The organism is Enterococcus sp. 7E2_DIV0204 (assembly GCF_002140855.1).
In the GTDB taxonomy this organism is placed as follows: Bacteria; Bacillota; Bacilli; order Lactobacillales; family Enterococcaceae; genus Enterococcus_L; species Enterococcus_L lemimoniae.
The window spans coordinates 2,408,575-2,427,083 of record NZ_NGKY01000001.1 but is presented as its reverse complement, the minus strand read 5'-3'; the positions used below and the strand labels follow the sequence as shown (position 1 = coordinate 2,427,083).

Below are 18,509 nucleotides of genomic sequence, written 5' to 3'. Positions count from 1 at the left end.
GTCAACCTTACTAAACTTCTTTTCTTACTTAAAAAATTGTTAATAGAAAAGCACAATAATCAACAAATTTGAATTGCTCTTGCCGACGCATCATAAAAAATTTCATGTGGTGTTTTCCAACCTAAACACTTTCTAGGTCGATTATTTAGTTTGTAAACAACAGATTCGATGTATTTTTCTGATACGGGTGTCATATCCGAACGTTTGGGCAAGTATTCTCGCATTAATCCATTTGTATTTTCATTCGTTCCACGCTGCCATGGAGACCAAGGATCTGCAAAGTAGCAATCAATACCGCATACTCTACTGAAGTACTTATACTTTGCAAATTCTGGTCCTCTATCTGGCGTAATAGTTTTGCATTGCTTTTTGTTTAGAGGAGATAACAATTGTACAATCATATCCCTTACGCAAATTGAATCATTTTTAGGAATTTTTCCCGCTAGCAAAAATCGAGATTTTCGATCAACTAGTGTTACAAGACATGATTTTCCTCGATGTCCCAAGACAGTATCTGCTTCCCAGTGGCCAAGTTCTTCTCTAGTCTCAGCTTTTGTCGGATGTTCATGAATCGTTTTCACATCAGTAAATCTTCCACGACGATCACCAATTCTTTTATTCACTGATTTTCTTCCTTTTCGTCTTAACATTTTTCGTGTCCCAGGACTACCTTCAGGAAATCCTTCATCAAATAGACCATTGTAAATAGAACGATAAATAGTAGGATAGCTGACAACTGATTCATTACTCTCTAAATTAATTCTATTCGCTATCTGTTCTGGAGACCATTGATCTTCAAAAAGTAGTTTACGAATGGCTTCCTTATAAGGCGAGTGATCCAAGATTTTCTTTCTTCCGCATTTTTGCTTGTTATTATGATACGATTTTTGTGCTAGAGAAGGCGAATAGGCTCTATACTTTGTAGTATTCCTTTTAAGTTCTCTCATAACAGTCGAAGGGCTTCTTTTGATTAAGCGTCCAATTCTACGAATAGTAAAGCCAAAACCATGATAGAGAAAGATCATTTCCCGTTCACGTATCGTAAGGTGTGTGTATGAAGTCATAGCTGAATACCTCCTAATCGATATAATTCGTCAACACTATTATAACAGGATTTTTTACTTTCAAGTTTTAGTGTTGCACTTAAATTATACATTCTAGAGCGAACATTACGATAATTTTTTTGTTTGTTCCAAATTTTGGCTTATTCTTAGTTCAATAGAAATTCTTTGATTTTTCTACTAAACACAGTAATATTTTCTGATTTTGATGCTGCTGTTGTCACATCTAGATACCCAGGATCTTTTGACCACCCACCTGAATCTGCCGTTAAGTAAATACTCAGTTTCTTTTCATCTTTATGCTTATTCATATAATCTAAAGCAGGTTTGGGAGGGTCGCTTGATTGTACAGTAGATAAGATGATAACTTTATCCCAATCCACTAGCTTATTCTCTCCGATTTCTTCAACTGGTTCAACTTTCAAATAGATATTTTCATTTGCTAAATTATTTTTCACTTCATTTATCACCTCATTTTTAAACGCTCGATCTTGGGTGTAAATGATTGCTTTGTATACGTTTGGTTTATCCTTCAGTGCTCCATTGATTTCATAACTTGAAATAATTCCTTGAACTCTGGTCAAGCGGTAATACCCTAAAAAACCAGCACTTCCTAAAACGATCACAAGGATTCCGAGCACGCCATATCTAATTAGTTTATTTTCCCATAATTTTTTCATTTTTATTCCTACTTTCCTGATTTTATTCGTATCGTAATGCAGTTATTGGATCTAATTTTGCTGCTTTAGCTGCCGGATATAGGGCAAAAATGACACCTAAAAGTCCAGTGATCCCTAACGTAGCTAGCGCATTGAGCGGTGCGATTTGAATCACTTGGTCAAAACCGATACTTGATTCGATGACAGGGTTTGCGACAATTTGAATCAAATAAGCAAAAGCCACTGAGATAACATTTGATAAGAGCATAATGTAGATTGCTTCCATCCTGAATAAACGCTTGATATAGCCTTTTTTATAACCAATAGAACGCAGTACGCCGATTTCTTTCGTCCTCTCAACAACTCCGATATATAACACAACAGCTATCATCACACCGGCAACGATCAATGAAAGTCCTGCAATAAAGGCTAATAAATAAACGATAATATCGGTAAATTGTTTAAATGTATCTAAGAATGAAGATGCATTCGTGATGGCATAATTTTCATATTCTGGATCTTCTTTATATTTTTCAATAAATGATTCAGCATCTTCTGGATTTTTTGCAAAAGCATCAACCGTATAGATCGGCTTATCGATCCCAATACTCTTTATCATTTCCGCAAAGGTTTTTGGTGAGGCCATAAATCCTTGGACAAAACCTTCTTCATCTGGTGAGGTGATCCCTTTAACAACTGTCTCGATCTCAACTGAGCCATTTACACTTCCTTGTTCTCGCCCTTGGTAAACTAGTCTGATAGGCTTGTTGATCAGCTGTGTCACATTCTCTTGCGTTAATTCTGAACTTTTTAAGCCTAGGATTTCTCTTGCAACAGAGGCTGGTAAAACAATACCAGCTTCATCTGCTTTTATAAAATTTCCAGCTAACAAATAGCCATCTGCCACTGTATTTGTCTGATATCTTTCTTTATTTAAATTTGCTTCATCCATTTGTGATGGTGCTAAGTTTTCAATTAATCGATCGTCATATTTAAAGCGGATTCCCACCAAATTGGCACGCTCATAAACTTCTGTGATTCCTTCATTTTTATAGAGCTCTTTTAATTTTTTTATTTCTTCCCCTTTTAACAATTCAGAAGGTCTCGGCGGTCCCCCTCTTTCTGGATCTTGATAATAAGAAGTGATTTGATTGGGAGAATAGGCTGTTTGAAAAAAATCACCCAGTACTTCTGTAATCCCATTACCGATTCCCAGTGCTAATAAAATTGCCGTAATACCGATCGAAGTGCCGAAAGCGACTAACAGATTTCTCAAGATCCGACTAAAAAAATTTTTACTAACTAGCTGTAAGGTAGCACCTAAAGAAAGCGAAACTCTAGAGGCAACTTTTGGCTGCGACTGTGTCTTAGTGAAATCTGATGTCTTGATTCGATCGTCGCTTAAAATGTGACCGTCTTTGACTCTTAAAATTTTCGTTGCATAAGCCATCAAACTTTCATCATGAGTAACAGTTATCACTAACGTCCCTTCATTACTCAATTGTTTTAATAAGTCAATAATCGCAGAAGCCGTGACTGAATCTAGAGCTCCTGTTGGTTCATCTGCGATAATTGCTTTTGGATCATTAGCAAGTGCTCTGGCGATTGCCACACGTTGCTTTTGCCCTCCTGAAAGCTGATTAGGGTATTTATTGACATGCTCCGCTAAACCAACTTTAGTTAAAAGCTGAACTGCTCGTTCTGTTTGCTCAGAAGGGTTTAACATTTTATCTAAATAAAGAGCGCTCTTGACATTTTCAAGTACAGATAGATACGAAACTAAATTAAAGCTTTGAAAAACAAAACCAATCTCATTTTTATGAAAATCATCCATATTTTCTTTTTTTAAATTTTGCCCCTCATAAAGAATCTCACCTTCATAATCGCTATCTAGTCCACTGATAATGTTCAATAATGTCGTTTTACCACTCCCACTGGCACCTAAAATCAAAGCAAAATCGCCAGCTTTAAAGGTGGTCGTGATCTCGTGTAAAACCGGTTCTTTATTATGATCGATTATAAAACTTTTCGATATTTTTTTTAGTTGATACATTTTATTCCTCCTAACGATCGTCTTTTAGTTGATTTTTTTCTAGCCATAGATAAACGAATACAATTGCTGCAGATAAGCATGCATTTAAAATAAACGTGCCTGGATAAAACTCTCCATTATTAACCGTTAGTATGCTATCTATGCTTTGAGGGAAATAATGACGTGTCACATCGTTCATTAAAACGATCATGACCCAACCGATTGCAACAGCAAATGGTTTGGAAACATTTGGTAACCAAAGTTTAGCGATCACGCCTCTAAATAAAATGGCATAACTGATCATGCTCGCTAGATAAACGGCCAATTCTAATGCAATAATCAACAGCTGTATCACTCCTAGTGAAACAGTCGTAAAATTAAATACTAAATTAACAGTACCAATTACAAGTACTTGAAAATAAGCTAGTAAATACTTCGCAATGATTTTTTCTAACGTCGACTGTGTTGCTGTACTTGCTAAGGTTTGATGATTTGGCTGAATATCAAGCTGATTGATCCGCCAAGTCAGCACTACAGCGGCAAACGTTCCCACTGAGATTCAGGCATGATCCATTGAAAAACGTATTTGGCAAAATAGCTAATTAAAATCAAAAGTAAACTACTAAAAAAGAACTTCTTGCTTTTTTCATGGTAAAAATTAAATAAATGTATCATCGGCTTCCTCCTCATAGATTTCTTTCAGGGACATTCCTTTTTGTTCTCGTAAGTCTTCTAGATTGATCACTTCGCAATAGCGAAATGGATTCATAAATAAAACGTCTGTAAACAATGTATCCATATCTTCAATAAAATTAGTCGAAACTATGATCATCTTGTTTTCACCACTGGCTCTTCTCAACATCTTTTTCACTTGGATACGAGAGGAATAATCTAAATAGGCAAATGGTTCATCTAATAGCAAAAGGCTTGTCGCTTTGGCATATTCACAAGCAATCTTGACTTTAACTTTGCTGCCTTCTGAAAGTTCTTGCCATTTTTGTTTAGGCGAAATCTACCACAACTCCAATTGTTCGACAGCTTTTGCTAGCTGAAAATCTGGAAATAAAAGCGTGTATTCCAGTAGAATCTGCTGTACCGTTTCACTTTCATCAAAATAATTTTTGGTTGAAACATGAGCAACACTTGTTTTAAATACCAGACTGCTTTGCGGTTGGTCATTGTACATGACCATGCCGCTGCTTATTTGCTTTTGTCCTGAAATACAATCCAATAAGGTTGTTTTCCCTGTGCCGTTTTTCCCAAGGATTCCGAGAATCTGACCCTCGTTTAAGTTAAAAGACAGGTCTTGAAAAACACTTTTTCGATAGTGCTTACCAATATTTTTTATTTGTAATTTATTCATTTGCACTCCTCACAATCTGCTCAATGATATGCTCTTTTTCATTTTGTGTTAGCTCAAGTTTTCGTAATTACGTGATAAATGCTGTTAAATGGGCTTCGATCAAGCGCAAGCGTAAATCGCTGATTTTTTCGGTTTTATCTGTCACTAACTTACCAATTCCTCTCTGACTAACTAAAATTTCTTCTTGTTCTAGTAAACTGTAAGCTCTTTGGATGGTGGTTGGGTTTACTTCTAGATCTTCGGCTAGTTGTCTAACAGATGGAACTTTTTCATTTTGCTGCCAATGATTACTGGCGATCCAATGTTCGACTTGCTCGATGATTTGCTGGTAGATGGGTCTGTTCCCGTCATAATTCACATGCATCCTCCCTTCTCTAGTTACTCACTGTAATGCTCATGTCACACACTCAGCTGATAAAACTTATTTTAGAGGAAATAAAAAAAACAATTCATATCAATGATATAAATTGCTGCTTGTTCCATTTATTTAGATTTTGACTCAAAAAATAACCCGTTTATGTTATACTTTTTGTACTTGAAATTATAAATACGAGGAGAGGCCAAAAATCGAATTATATAAAAACAATTCAGCTTTAGTTGACTACTTAAAACAAGACCCGCTCACTAAATGGACTGAAAAAACATATGAGAAAGACCGTTTGATCATTGATGAATATGAAAAATCATCCACTTTTTATTATGTTGTTGAAGGTGTTATCTCCGTTGAAATTCTAAATGAAGGCAAACGCTATATTTCTTCTTTCATTTTTCAAAATGATTTTTTCGGGTTAGACAGCTTCTCTACCTTTAAACAAAAAGAGCACAGTATTCGAGTCATTAGTGAGCAGGCAACGATTTTTGCTATATCCAAAGAAATACTGCTGCGCTTACTAAATAAAGAACCAGATTATTATGAATTATTACTGACTAATTTTGCTGATATTTTCCAGCGACATTACGGTTATTTCAATTTTCTTCATTTACCAACCACTGAACGGATCAAACACGCTTTGCATTATTTAAGCGATCATATTGGTCTTTTAACGGCTGCTGAACATTTGGAGCTGCCAACATTTATTACGCAGGAGATTCTTTCAAAATTCTGCCGTACCTCTCAATCTAGAGTTTCTGTTTCTTTAGGTGAGTTAGAAAGAGCTGGATGGCTTTTAAGAAAGAAGGTCCCTATCACCATAAACTAAGAAAGTGGCAATCAACGTAATGTTGATTGCCACTTTCTTAGTTTATCTCGTTTTTACAATCATTTCCAACGCTTTCGCTAGATCATCACTAGCTAAGTCGATGTTTTCATCTTCCATACACTGTTTCAGATTCTCAGTCACGACAAGACCAATGACTTTATCGATACTAGAACGGACTGCCATTAACTGAGTAACAACTTCGCGACATTCTTTGCCTTCATCCATCATTTTTAAAATACCACGAATTTGTCCTTCAGATCGTTTTAGCCGATTTCCTAGTTTAGGATCACAAGCCATTCACAACGTCTCCTCTCCAGGCAGACATGCCGCCCATCACATTAGTAACATCATACCCTAAAGAGGCAAAATATTCACTAGCCATTTGTGAGCGTCCGCCAGAATGACAAATAATATAGTAAGATTTGGTCTTATCTAACGAAGTAGCTGTCTCTTGTAACTGGCTTAATGGCATGTTTTTTGCGCCTTTGATATGTCCTGAAACATATTCATCCTCTTCACGCACATCGACAATTGCCAATTCATTTCTTTTTTCTAGTTGTTCAAATTCATCGATCATCATTGATTTATACATTATTTTATAACCTCCTGAGGGTAAATTGTACTATATATTTGGAATGCACCATCTAAATTTTTAACGTTAAAGCCATTATTTTTCAGAATTCGTTCTGCCAAATAGCTGCGTTGACCGCTTTGACAGCTGACAATGATCTCTTGGTCCTTTGGTAGCGCAGCTAAACGATCTCTTAACTCATCTAGTGGAATATTTACAGCATATGGCAGGGAGCCATTAGTTTTTAGCTCACCAGGATTTCTCACATCAAGGAATAATGCGCCATTTTGGATTGCTTCTTTTAATTCATAGTATTGAATATTCTCAGAAAAACCTTCGATAATATTGGCTGCAGCATAACCAATCATATTTACAGGATCTTTTGCAGAACCAAAAGGCGGTGCATACGTAAATTCTAATTCTGGTAGATCCATCACGGTTAGTCCCGCCTTTATCGCTGTCGCAATAATATCGATACGTTTATCGACACCATCTTGACCGACTGCTTGAGCACCATAGATTTTACCTGTTACAGGGTGGAATAATAGTTTCATCACGATTGGATGATTACCAGGAAAATACCCCGCATGGCTTTTTGATGTTGTATGAACAGCCTCATATTCTAGCTGGCTATTTCGTAATTGGCGTTCGCTTAAACCTGTACTGGCTGCTGCAAGATCAAATACTCGGACAATTGCAGTTCCGATGCTACCCTGATTTTTGCGAGCTACTCCAGCAATTACGTCTGCAACTTGGCGTCCTTGACGATTAGCTGGTGAAGCAAGTGAAATCAAGGCGTCTTCATCTGTGATTTGTTGTTTGACCACAATTGCATCACCTACAGCATAAATAGCAGGATCATTGGTTTGATAAGTTTGATCCACCAGAATTCCACCTCGCAAACCAGTTGCTAAACCTGCTTTAACCGCTAAATCACTAGATGGTTTAACACCAATAGATAGGACGGTAAAGTCACTTGTAATGGTTTTACCTGAACTTAATTCGATTTTTTCACCAGACTCTTTAAAAGCCGTTGCGGCAGCTCCTGTGTAGACCGTAATGCCTTTTTGTTTCAATTCTTTTTCAACAAAGGCCGCCATTTCTTCATCTAAAGGCGGTAAAATTTGTGGTGCGGCTTCAACAAGAGTCACTTCAATTCCTAAGTGACTTAAGTTTTCTGCCATTTCCAATCCAATAAAACCTGCTCCGATCACAACCGCTTGTTTAGGCCGTTCCTGCTTTACCGTTGTGACGATTTTATCAACATCAGGTACATTTCTTAATGTATAGACATTTGTTGCATCAGCTAATCCTTCAATTGGTGGAATGACAGGTTCCGCTCCTGGAGAAAGAATCAGTTTATCATAAGTGATTTGTTCTTCTTTTCCTTTTGAGTTTGTTACGATTGTTTTATTTTTCCGATCGATACTGATGGCTTCCGTTTCTGGATAGACATCGATATTAAAACGTTTTTTTAGTTGTTCAGGCGTTTGTAAAATCAATTCTGAACGGTCACTGATTTCGCCTGAAACATAATAAGGCAAACCACAATTTGCAAAAGAAACATATGGTCCTTTTTCTAAAACAATGATTTCGATTTCTTCGGATAATCTTCTTAATCTAGTTGCAGTTGACATTCCGCCAGCAACTCCACCTACAATCACTACACGCATTATAACTTTCCTCCTCTGGTTTCTCCACGCCAAGCACTCATCCCGCATTTGACGTTGATTGCATCGATGCCTTTAGCTTTTAATTTTTTAACTGCTTGTCGACTTCTCATACCTGATTGACAAATGACGTATACAGGTTGATTTTCTTTTGCTTTGTATGATGCGATTTTCCCTAATGGATTATTTTTTGCACCTGGAATATGACCTGCAGCAAATTCTGTTTTTTCTCGAACATCAAGGATTTCTGGTTTTGAAGCTAGTTTTTGTTGAAGTTCGGTTGTACTTGTGGCATTTCCTTTGAAAAATGAAAACATATACTCCTCCATTTATACCCTAAAGGGTATTTTTAAAAAGTAATCATAAATGATTTTTACTTACTTGTAAAGAGGGTTGCTTTCTGTTTTAAATGTAACTAAAAAATTCACTGTATCTATTCTTAATCAAACTGAATCATTTCTTAAGAAAGTCCAACAATTATTAACTTATTTGGCATATTTTTGTAACATTCAACCTCTATACTAGAGATAACACATATAGAAAAGAGGTTATTCTATGAATCAAGGAATTCTAAAAAAGCAAAATATTTTACCATTACTATTGATTCTACTTCTTTCATTTGCTAGTATTTTTCTTCTTTTTAATCGAGAAGAACAACCAATCCAAGATGAAGCCACTGCTTATCAGCAGATTTTTATTGATGAAATAGCACCTGAAGCCAAACTTTTACAAAAGCAAACCCATCTATTCGCCAGTATCACGATTGCCCAAGCGATCTTAGAATCAGATTGGGGCCGGAGTGATTTAGCGGTAGAAGCAAAAAATTTATTTGGGATCAAGGGCGCTTTTAATGAACAATCGAGCATTATGCCTACAGATGAGTTTATTGATGGAGAACGAATCACCATTGATGATTCATTTAAAAAATATGAAACAGTCCAAGAATCCATGGCAGACCACGTTGAGTTTTTAAAAGGTGGCACCTATGATGCCATTAAAACAAGTAAAAATTATCGTGAAGCAGCCGTTGCTTTACAAAATGGTGGCTATGCGACAGATCCCGAATATGCTAATAAATTGATTGAATTGATTGCTGAATTTAAATTGGATCGTTATGATAAATAACCAAGGGATGGCTTGTAGCTGTTCTCAAGTAACCTTGTTAGCCTTGTGATTAGGAGTATTGTTGGTATGGATAAAGCTTATTATGTGTTAAAAGATAGTTGCACCATCCTCTTGCGAAACAAAGGGGCTGCTGTTTTTAAATGTATTGTTGCGTTCCTTTATGTCATTCTTTTGACTTCCTTATTTCACGGTTGGATAAATGTGACCCAGTTAGCCAAAGTAGAGAAAGAAAATACGGCGCGAGAAGCTGAAGCTTTTGATTTTTTCACCCAGTCAAATACTAACGATAGTTTACTGACTTTATTACATAGTTTAACCACTACCCTATTTATTTTCAGTATTGGTTTATTATTATTCGGCATTTTTTATCTCTTTATTCATTTCCATAGAAGATTGATACTGGATAAAAAAGAGTTCATTATTAAAAAAATATTGGGTAGTTCAGCTTTTCAAGTAACAAGTGAGCCGTTTTGTGACTCCTTATTGCTTATTGTTCCGAGCTGTCTCTTAGGACTGCTTACAGCTGAAATTCTTTATCGTTCATTTCTACATTTTTCAACTTTTTCGCTCGCAGATCGTTTACATCCATCAAGTTATTTCCTGATTTTTGTAGATTTACCCTTGATCAGCTTTTTTGCTCTTTTAATTGTTTGTCAGTTTCTTTTTCTAAAACACAAAATAACGGATCTTTAAAAGGAGTCCTTACGTATGAATATTTTAGTTGCCGATGATAGTCCCGAAATGGTTCAAATAGTCATTGCTTATCTAAAAAAGGCTGGCTTTACAGTTTTTACTGCGCTAGATGGTGAAGCTGCCTTAGATATTTTTTACCAAGAAAAATTAGATTTAGCCATTGTTGATTGGATGATGCCAAAGATCGATGGTATTGCTGTCATCAAAACGATCAAAGCGGAAAGTTCTCTAAAAGTCCTGATGCTAACAGCTAAAACGACGGGTGAAGATGAGTTTCTTTCTTTATCCAGTGGTGCAGATGAATTCATTACAAAGCCCTTTCATCCCCAAGTGCTATTATTGCGTGTCAAAAAGTTACTAGGCTTGACCCATTCATTTTATGTAAAAGAGTTGTTGATCGATCCAGCTAATTTAAAAGTTTGGAAAGAGGAACAAGCATTGGATTTAACAAAAAAAGAATTTGATTTGTTGATGATGTTAGTCAAAAATCGCGGACATATTCTAACTAGAGAACAGCTTTTAGTCGGTGTTTGGGGCATGGATTATGATGGCGTGGCACGAACTGTAGATACTCATATTAGAAGACTTCGTGAAAAAATCGGCGATGAGATCATCACCACTAAAAGAGGAGTGGGCTATCTCATTGAAAAAGAAAACTAGAAAAATCAGCACGACTCTAACATTAACTTTTTCATCGATCATTGTTGGTAGTTTTATCATCATGTTCATTTTAAACAGTCTGATCGTTCCCCATTACTATTTTTCCAAAATGGAAGCTAAAGTTTCTTCCGTCATGACTGATATCCAGAAAAATGCTCATTCAGAGCAACAACTAGCTGAATTAGAAAACAATAATCAAGTTACGATCCTTAGCCGAAGCTTAGAACAGAGTTCACTAGATGATTTCAATGAATCACTCAATATTGAATTAAATCGAAAAAAAGTTGCGCTTAATCGCTTTTGGATCACTCAGGAAACGTTAGATCAGCTAGAAAATAGCCCGCAGCCGATTCAGCGTAATTTCGATCAAGGCAAACAAAAATCCAGTTTCTTAGTTGAAATGCAAGTCATTGACCAAACCTTTTATTTAGTCGGTGTTTCCACTGTGAATTTTTCGGAAACAGCCAGCTTGATCAATACGTTCAATTTTATTTCTTTAAGCTTAACCTTGATTCTGATCATTAGCTTAATTTATATCACTGTCCGCAAAATAACCGATCCATTGGTAAACTTAAAAAAAGTAGCCGAAGAGATCACTGCTCTGACTTTCGTTACAACTGAAGACATCCCAGCAAATGAAATTGGTGAATTAGCTCAAAGTATCAATAAAATGAGTTATGCTTTAGCCACTTATCAAAAAAATTTACTTGCTAAAAATGAACAGCTCAAACAATTTACAGCCGATTTGACACATGAGTTAAAAACACCGATTGCGTTGATCAAAGCATATGGATCAGGTATCGAAGATGATTTAGATGATGGAACCTATTTAGATGTAATCTTGCAACAGACTGAACGTCTGAATGAGATCGTTGATCAAATGTTAGACTACGCAAAATTAGAACAGCAACAGCCAATTAACAGAGTCCCTATACAGCTGTCAGATGCTTGGCGACAAACCGTAACCTCGCTTAGTCCAACCATAGCTGAGGAAAATATTATGTTGTTAGAAGCTGATACTGATAGCCCCTTATCCTTGATCGAAGCCGATCCGATTTTGATCAAGCGTGTGTTTGAAAACTTATTGACGAACAGCCTTAAATATACAACGGATCAAGAAATTCAAGCAAGCTGGCGGGAAACTGATGATTTTATTGAGTTTTCAATCAGCAATCAAACTTCTTTAACTTCGAATTTTGATGTAACTAAATTATGGGAAGCCTTTTATGTTCATGAGAAATCACGCAATAAAAACCTATCAGGAACAGGCCTCGGTTTATCCATTGTTCAATCGATCATGAATGAACATGGTTTTACGATTGAAGCAAGATTGGTTCACCAAACATTGATTTTTGTTTTACATTTTTATAAACCTGGTAAACAAGCGTAAATAATTTCGCTTGTTTTTTTATGTGTGGTTTTGGCATTTTTCTGTAACATTGAGTTGATAGGATTGAGAAGTGTCAGGACGTTGGATGAAGCTTTACTTTTGCTTTGAAACATGCCAAGAAACACAACGAAGAACTGAGTTGAGGTTGAATGGTACAAGGTGACTGAAAGGAACGTTGCTTCCATCAGTTATTAAGATGTTGAAAAATACAAGGTGTAGCGAAACGAAACGTTGTTACCGTGCATTATCTAGCTACGCGAGCTAGTCTCTAGGAAAAAAGATAAAATATACCTGTGACAAAAAACGTCACAAACATATTTTCCTATTTTTCTACGAGCCTGAACGAGCCCGCTCCGCTTTTATTGTTATCTAGCTTCATGAGCTAGCACCTCGGAAAAAAGATAAAACCTGAATGAGGCAAAAAACGCCTCAGTCATGTTTTTCTATTTTTCAGTCGGTGCTAAACGAGCTCATTCAGCTTTTAAATTTAGGAGGAACCTATGAAAAAATTTACGATCTATCTCAGCTTAGTTGCCATTACACTCTCTTTATCTGCTTGTAATTTCAACAAAACAAGCGCAACAAGCAAATCAGAAGAATTGATTAGCAACAAAGAAATCGAAAAGAACCAGACTTATGCAAAAACTGATTTTGCATTTGATGTTGATCCTGCCACTTTCACTGTCTCAATTACTGAAAATGGTGAAAAAGCAGAGGTATCAAAACCGCAGGAAGCAAAAGAAGTCACTGATTTAAAAAAGAGTAAAGACGAAATCAGTTGGACTTATCCGACTGAACAGATCAAAGTCAAATTAAAAAAAGAAAAGAACCATTTGGCAGTGTCACTGACAAGTTTATCTGATGAAGATAATTCTTTCTCTTGGCCAAAATTAGATGCTAAAAACTATGTATTACCAATTGCAGAAGGTAAAACCATTCCTAACAACCAACAAGATTGGTTAGCTTACTTTAAGCAAAATGAAGAATTGTCAATGAGTGAAGCTTTTTCTATGAGTTTTTTCACCACCAATCAAGAGACCTTTGCGACAACTTTTGTAATGGATAACACGTTTAATAGTGATATGTTAACATCTACCGAACCCCATCTTTGGTTGACTGCGAATCACCATTTTATTGGTTTTGACAAAAATAAAACCTTGAATTATCGACTTTATGTAACCGACAATGATCCTGTTGCGATCGCTAAAACGTATCAAATGGATCGAATTAATTTAGGCGAATTCAAACCCCTAGACGAGAAAGAAAAAGAAAATCCTCAAATCAAAAAAATGCGTGGCGCTATTCAAGTTTACTACTGGAATAGTCGTATTTTAAACACAGAAGATATCAAATGGAACAAATTACCTCAGAAAATTGACGAACCGATTTTCCAATGGATTGGGGAACTCCTAGGTCAATATGGCGAAGATGGTTCCGAGGAGTATCTTAAAGCTTTAGACGCATTTAAACACAATGAAGGTTATAAATATGAAAAAAATACGTTTTTGACTTCACTTAATTATGTTTTACTTTATCCTCAGTTCTATAATAAAGAAATTTTCAAAAATCCGGATGCTGACGCAAAAAAACTTCTGGATAAAGGAATCGATAAATTGAGTGAAGAAGAACGGTACACATTAAATAAACATCTTTTAGCAGGTGTCTTAGATGATTTGACACCTCCATTAGAACAATGGGGTCAAGCAACGTCATCCGACGTCTTTAAAGATATGAAAAAGGCTGGCGTAGAAAATGCGTGGATTGGCCTACCTAATTGGGCCACTGGTTTGATGAATCCAACAATGGTCAAAACAGCAGCTGATGAAGGTTATCTGATCGGACCATATGATTCTTATCAATCTATCCAAGAAAATGCTAGTATCGATTGGAACACAGCCTCATTTCCTAACCAAGATCTCTATGAACATGCCACAGTAACAAAGAAAAACGGCGAAAAAGTGGCTGGTTTCTTAGGGAAAGGTCGTAAATTAAACCCAACACTGATCTCTCCTGATGTAGAAGAACGGTTTAAAGGCATCACTGAAAATGGAATTCCATTTAATTCTTGGTTCTTAGACACAGATGCAGCTGGTGAAATTTATAATGACTACAGCCCTGATCACCTAACTACGCAAACCGAAGATGTTGCTGGTCGCTTAAAACGCATGACTTATTTCGATCAAAATGGTCTTGTTGTGGGTTCTGAAGGCGGTAATGATTTTGCTTCAAAAGAAATGGTCTTTGCACACGGGATTGAAACTCCTGTGATCATGTGGTCAGATCCTGATATGCGAGAAAATAAAGAAAGTGAATATTATGTAGGAAGTTACGCTACACTAGATGGCGGGATTCCTTCAAAATATAAAAAAGTTGTCCCGATCAAAGAAGAATATAAAGCCATCTATACTGATCCAGTTTATTCCCTCCCACTTTATAAACTTGTTTATAACCGTTCTGTGATCACTTCACATCAATGGGAATGGGATAGTTATAAAATCAAAAGCCAAGTTGGCGAGCGTCGTATGAGAGAATATTTATACAATACACCGCCAATGATGCACCTTGACAAAGCGGCTTGGGAAGAACACAAGCAAGATATTTCTGATAATGCGAAAATTTGGGCACCTTTCCAAAAAGCGGCTTTACAACATGAAATGACCGATTTTAAGGTACTGACAGGGGATCGCTTGATTCAAAAAACGGAGTTTGGCGAAAATTTGTCTGTCATTGCTAATTTCTCAGATCAAGATTACGAAGCGGATGGGTTAAAAGTTGCCGGAAAGACTGCTTTGATTATTAATGATGGGAAAGAAACGGTTATAAAAACGGAAGGATAATAAATTAAGGAAGAGCTTATAAAATATGTTTGAATCTACAAAAAGCAGACTGAAAATCGTTAGATTGATTTTCAGTCTTGTTTTACATATGAAGTGAATTTCAGTTTTCAAAACTTCTCTTAATTACTTTATTACTTTAGTAATTTATCTTTTCGATATTTAGTTAAATAATATTTTCTATCTCTTTCTTGCTTCATTGTACGCCACAGATTCCCATTCTCAGGACTAGTAATAAGCTTTAGATCGGTTTTACTAGAATTTTATAGTCATCAGGATTAGCATAAAGCTCTCTATATATAGTCTCTATAGCTACACTATTTTCTAGTATTTTTCCGATTGCATATACAAATTATTATTTGGTTCTATCAAGAACCCATTTTTCTTCAACAACTATGGTATCTTTCCACTCCTCATTCGTTACACTTTCTTTCAATAAAAAACCATTTTTCCCATATAAACTACGAGCAGCACTTAAATCTTTTACTGTCCATAAAAAAATTTTAGAGATATTTCTTTTTTCAATATATTTCATTACTTTTTCAACTAATTTTTTACCAATTCCTAGCCCTTGATACTTTGAATCAACTGCAAACCATCTAACTTGCCACCAGCCTTTATTTGTCTCCACTATCGCAATAGTTCCTACTCTGATACCATCAACTTCTGCTATCCATATATTGCTTTGTTTAATACTATCAATAGAATTTGCAATAGATAAAAAAACATACTTTTGGAATGAGTCTTTGTACTTCATTTCTGTGTATATGCGACAATGTAGATCGCTAATAAAACCTAGATCTTTTGTTTTACCTTCATAAATCATAATCTTATGATTTCTTTCATAGGTATTTCTAAAGATATTCATAGCTAAATTTAGCAAAAATAATTCTTTTTTATTATAACCAGACAGTTCTTCATATAAACCTTTACGTATATTTTCAACTTGTTCTTGGTGTATTTTTTTACCTTCAGCTGTTAGAAAAATTGTATATGATCTTTTATCACCAGCAATAGATTTTCTTTCAATTATCCCCTTTTTCTCTAGTTGAGCAATGATTCTACTCAGTTGGCTCTTATTAATATTTAAATTATCACTAATTTCTCTTGCCGTAATTGTTACATTATTGAATATCTCCGTAACTACTCTAGATTCAACTAAATTCAATAATTTATCGTATAAATTTTTATCAAATTTACTTAATAAATTAGAATAATATCTATTAAATCCACGAAAATTTCCAATGAATTCTTTAATATCCATTATGCTTCACTCCCTCATATTCTATTCATCATAACATGTTAAAATTTTAAAGCTAAATTAACGTTAGTTCGACCCCATCTTAACTTATGATCTAAGAAGATTTGTATATTTTTTGGTCAATAACTTGGCATAAACTTCATTTTAACAACCTTGATTATTTATAATTCGAAAATATGCAAATCTCCCAAAAACTAGTTGACAAAGTAAACTTTATAATATAAAGTTTACTTTGTCAACTAAAATAAATGAGAACACTTTTCTATGTCAAGGAAACCATTACTTTCACAAATGATGATAGTTTTGATATTTTGAGAGCATCCATAGCATTAATAACTTTATAAAGTAGAGTATTTATGCCTTTTTATCTGCGACTATGAAAAATAGTTACATGGATGATTGAAGGACTTTAAGTGCGCATAGAAATTTCAATTTTCTAACGTTTTAGTAAATTTATTAAAAATTCAAAAGGAAAGGATTACAGTTGCTATTTTGGAAAAAATAATAACTTTAGGTTTATTGATGAAGCATAAATTTTTTGTTTTAATAAGTTATTTTTATACGTGTATAAATGGATTAGATTTTGATACTATTCTGTTAAACTATTATTACAAAAACAAAATCACTAATAAAGATAATAAAGTAAAAATGGTTGATGACTTTTCCAGTAATAAGAATCAAAAAAGCTGATTTTATAGTAGATTATATAAGTAATAAAAAAGCCAACCTTACCCATAATAAAGTCGGATTTTTTATTTACTTTCACTAATATTAGCGCTAGTCCCTCAAAATAGTAATGTTTGATACATTTAGTAATTTTTCAATCACCACGATAAACCAGCAGCTGCTATCTCGGTTTTAGAAGCATATTGTCCATTAGGCCTATGCCAACGCCCTCTATAATCTTTCGTATAACCTGTACTGTTACTATTTGCTTGTTCCGCTACCGCTTTCTCGGCTGCCGCTTGTTCCACCGCTGCTTTCTCAGCTGCTGCTTGTTCCGCCCCTGCTTTCTCGGCTGCTGCTTGTTCCGCTGCCGCTTTCTCGGCTGCTGCTTGTTCCGCCGCTGCTTTCTCGGCTATACTTATTTTTTTTAATTGGTCTTTATATGCTTCAATAAGTCTATCTATTTCCCTTATTAATTCTTTTGTTTCATTTTCACTATAAATGATTCCATTTTCTTTGTTCATCCAATCTCTAAGCTCTTCCAGATTACCAACTTTCGTGCTTAATAATTCGCTTTTTTCGGTTTTTAAAGCTTCCACTTTAATAGTTTCTAAATTTTTCTTGTCTTCCTTTTTTAATTCGCTGATGATTTTATTTTTCGAATCATTATATGCTTTTGTCACATCTTTTTCTTTTTTGTCAACTTTTGAATAGTCTTTTACTTCTTCTATAAAAACTTTCAAATCAGATAATTTTTTATCATTATCCTTTTCAGATAAAATTTCATCTGCTTTTTCATTAATCTTTTTTACCTCTTTTTTTACTGACTCAGATATTGTAGTTTCAGATGTTACAGTTTTGTTCTCTTGATTTGATGTAGAACAGCCTGAAATAACCAAACCAATTAGCAAAGTCCATAATACGAAAAAAAATTTTCTTTTTTTATTAAAATACATACACTACTCCCCCTTAATATTTTAACTATTCAAAATCAAAAAAATTCCTTAATAATGTTAAAATCATTCTATTTAGCTCATTGTTTTCGAATATAATTCATTAATATATTAATTCTATCAAATATTAATATTTTTTCAACAAAAAATAATGACGATTTTATTTTTAATAGCAAATGCATTACTAGCTTATTCTTGATCAATTAATTACATCATACATATTCAATTTTAAATTATTCTTTTGATTTACTTAAAATCTCATGTAGGGAGCTATCCATCATTTTAGTACTCTTAAATTTTCCTTCGTTCAATACTATTTTATTAATTCATTGCTAATATCAATCATTTTTTTATCTCCTGTAATGTTACACC

Annotated in this window: 19 protein-coding genes; 6 read left to right on the top strand and 13 right to left on the bottom strand. The window is 34.8% G+C overall.

Annotated elements, in window-relative coordinates; genetic code table 11:
• Positions 1–59: 59 nt before the first annotated feature.
• The 7 genes from A5819_RS11285 to A5819_RS11260 form a co-directional block, all read right to left on the bottom strand.
• Positions 60–1,064: an IS30 family transposase gene (locus A5819_RS11285; RefSeq protein WP_086278882.1), complete on the bottom strand. Its 1,005-nt coding sequence runs from the start codon at positions 1,062–1,064 to the stop codon at positions 60–62.
• A 146-nt stretch (positions 1,065–1,210) separates the two neighbouring features.
• Positions 1,211–1,741, bottom strand: a complete 531-nt coding sequence (locus A5819_RS11280; RefSeq protein WP_086278881.1) for a hypothetical protein — start codon at positions 1,739–1,741, stop codon at positions 1,211–1,213.
• 22 nt (positions 1,742–1,763) lie between these two features.
• A complete protein-coding gene (locus A5819_RS11275) occupies positions 1,764–3,773 on the bottom strand; it encodes an ATP-binding cassette domain-containing protein (RefSeq protein ID WP_086278880.1) in 2,010 nt (669 codons plus the stop codon).
• Positions 3,774–3,783: 10 nt separating this feature from the next.
• Entirely contained in the window at positions 3,784–4,305 is a 522-nt protein-coding gene (locus tag A5819_RS11270; RefSeq protein ID WP_254907262.1) for a hypothetical protein, read from the bottom strand.
• A 105-nt stretch (positions 4,306–4,410) separates the two neighbouring features.
• Positions 4,411–4,584, bottom strand: a complete 174-nt coding sequence (locus A5819_RS19825; protein WP_254907261.1) for a hypothetical protein — start codon at positions 4,582–4,584, stop codon at positions 4,411–4,413.
• A gap of 180 nt (positions 4,585–4,764) precedes the next feature.
• Positions 4,765–5,115 (bottom strand): ATP-binding cassette domain-containing protein, encoded by a 351-nt coding sequence (locus tag A5819_RS19820; protein WP_254907260.1) that lies wholly within the window; start codon positions 5,113–5,115, stop codon positions 4,765–4,767.
• 67 nt (positions 5,116–5,182) lie between these two features.
• Positions 5,183–5,473 carry a GntR family transcriptional regulator gene (locus tag A5819_RS11260; RefSeq protein ID WP_254907259.1) on the bottom strand — a complete coding sequence of 97 codons (291 nt, stop codon included), beginning with the start codon at positions 5,471–5,473 and terminating at the stop codon, positions 5,183–5,185.
• A 208-nt stretch (positions 5,474–5,681) separates the two neighbouring features.
• On the opposite strand from A5819_RS11260, the gene A5819_RS11255 reads away from it, so the two are divergent.
• Positions 5,682–6,314: a Crp/Fnr family transcriptional regulator gene (locus A5819_RS11255; protein ID WP_086278879.1), complete on the top strand. Its 633-nt coding sequence runs from the start codon at positions 5,682–5,684 to the stop codon at positions 6,312–6,314.
• 42 nt (positions 6,315–6,356) lie between these two features.
• Here A5819_RS11255 and A5819_RS11250 read toward each other — a convergent pair whose 3' ends face one another.
• Genes A5819_RS11250 through A5819_RS11235 form a run of 4 tightly spaced genes read right to left on the bottom strand, consistent with a single transcriptional unit; the run spans position 6,357 to position 8,872 of the window.
• On the bottom strand, positions 6,357–6,611 hold the full coding sequence (locus A5819_RS11250) for a metal-sensitive transcriptional regulator (protein ID WP_086278878.1): 255 nt from the start codon (positions 6,609–6,611) through the stop codon (positions 6,357–6,359).
• Entirely contained in the window at positions 6,601–6,906 is a 306-nt protein-coding gene (locus A5819_RS11245) for a rhodanese-like domain-containing protein (RefSeq protein ID WP_086278877.1), read from the bottom strand. Before A5819_RS11245 ends, A5819_RS11250 begins: the two co-directional genes overlap by 11 nt.
• Entirely contained in the window at positions 6,906–8,558 is a 1,653-nt protein-coding gene (locus tag A5819_RS11240; protein ID WP_086278876.1) for an FAD-dependent oxidoreductase, read from the bottom strand. Before A5819_RS11240 ends, A5819_RS11245 begins: the two co-directional genes overlap by 1 nt.
• Complete coding sequence (locus A5819_RS11235) at positions 8,558–8,872, bottom strand: rhodanese-like domain-containing protein (RefSeq protein WP_086278875.1); 315 nt, start codon at positions 8,870–8,872, stop codon at positions 8,558–8,560. The genes A5819_RS11240 and A5819_RS11235 overlap by 1 nt, the downstream gene beginning before the upstream one ends.
• A gap of 238 nt (positions 8,873–9,110) precedes the next feature.
• On the opposite strand from A5819_RS11235, the gene A5819_RS11230 reads away from it, so the two are divergent.
• From A5819_RS11230 to A5819_RS11210, 5 genes are all read left to right on the top strand, one after another.
• On the top strand, positions 9,111–9,680 hold the full coding sequence (locus A5819_RS11230; RefSeq protein WP_086278874.1) for a glycoside hydrolase family 73 protein: 570 nt from the start codon (positions 9,111–9,113) through the stop codon (positions 9,678–9,680).
• Between the two features lie 66 nt (positions 9,681–9,746).
• Positions 9,747–10,373, top strand: coding sequence for an FtsX-like permease family protein (locus tag A5819_RS11225; protein ID WP_086278873.1), 627 nt, complete (start codon positions 9,747–9,749; stop codon positions 10,371–10,373).
• A 15-nt stretch (positions 10,374–10,388) separates the two neighbouring features.
• Positions 10,389–11,033, top strand: coding sequence for a response regulator transcription factor (locus A5819_RS11220; RefSeq protein WP_086278872.1), 645 nt, complete (start codon positions 10,389–10,391; stop codon positions 11,031–11,033).
• Positions 11,017–12,423: a cell wall metabolism sensor histidine kinase WalK gene (locus A5819_RS11215; RefSeq protein ID WP_086278871.1), complete on the top strand. Its 1,407-nt coding sequence runs from the start codon at positions 11,017–11,019 to the stop codon at positions 12,421–12,423. Before A5819_RS11220 ends, A5819_RS11215 begins: the two co-directional genes overlap by 17 nt.
• A 500-nt stretch (positions 12,424–12,923) precedes the next feature.
• Complete coding sequence (locus A5819_RS11210; RefSeq protein ID WP_086278870.1) at positions 12,924–15,260, top strand: glycoside hydrolase; 2,337 nt, start codon at positions 12,924–12,926, stop codon at positions 15,258–15,260.
• Positions 15,261–15,612: 352 nt separating this feature from the next.
• Here the strand turns inward: A5819_RS11210 and A5819_RS11205 are convergent, their stop codons facing one another.
• Positions 15,613–16,521, bottom strand: a complete 909-nt coding sequence (locus tag A5819_RS11205; RefSeq protein WP_086353058.1) for a bifunctional helix-turn-helix transcriptional regulator/GNAT family N-acetyltransferase — start codon at positions 16,519–16,521, stop codon at positions 15,613–15,615.
• Between the two features lie 821 nt (positions 16,522–17,342).
• Positions 17,343–18,140, bottom strand: coding sequence for a hypothetical protein (locus A5819_RS11200; RefSeq protein WP_086353057.1), 798 nt, complete (start codon positions 18,138–18,140; stop codon positions 17,343–17,345).
• Positions 18,141–18,509: the final 369 nt, after the last annotated feature.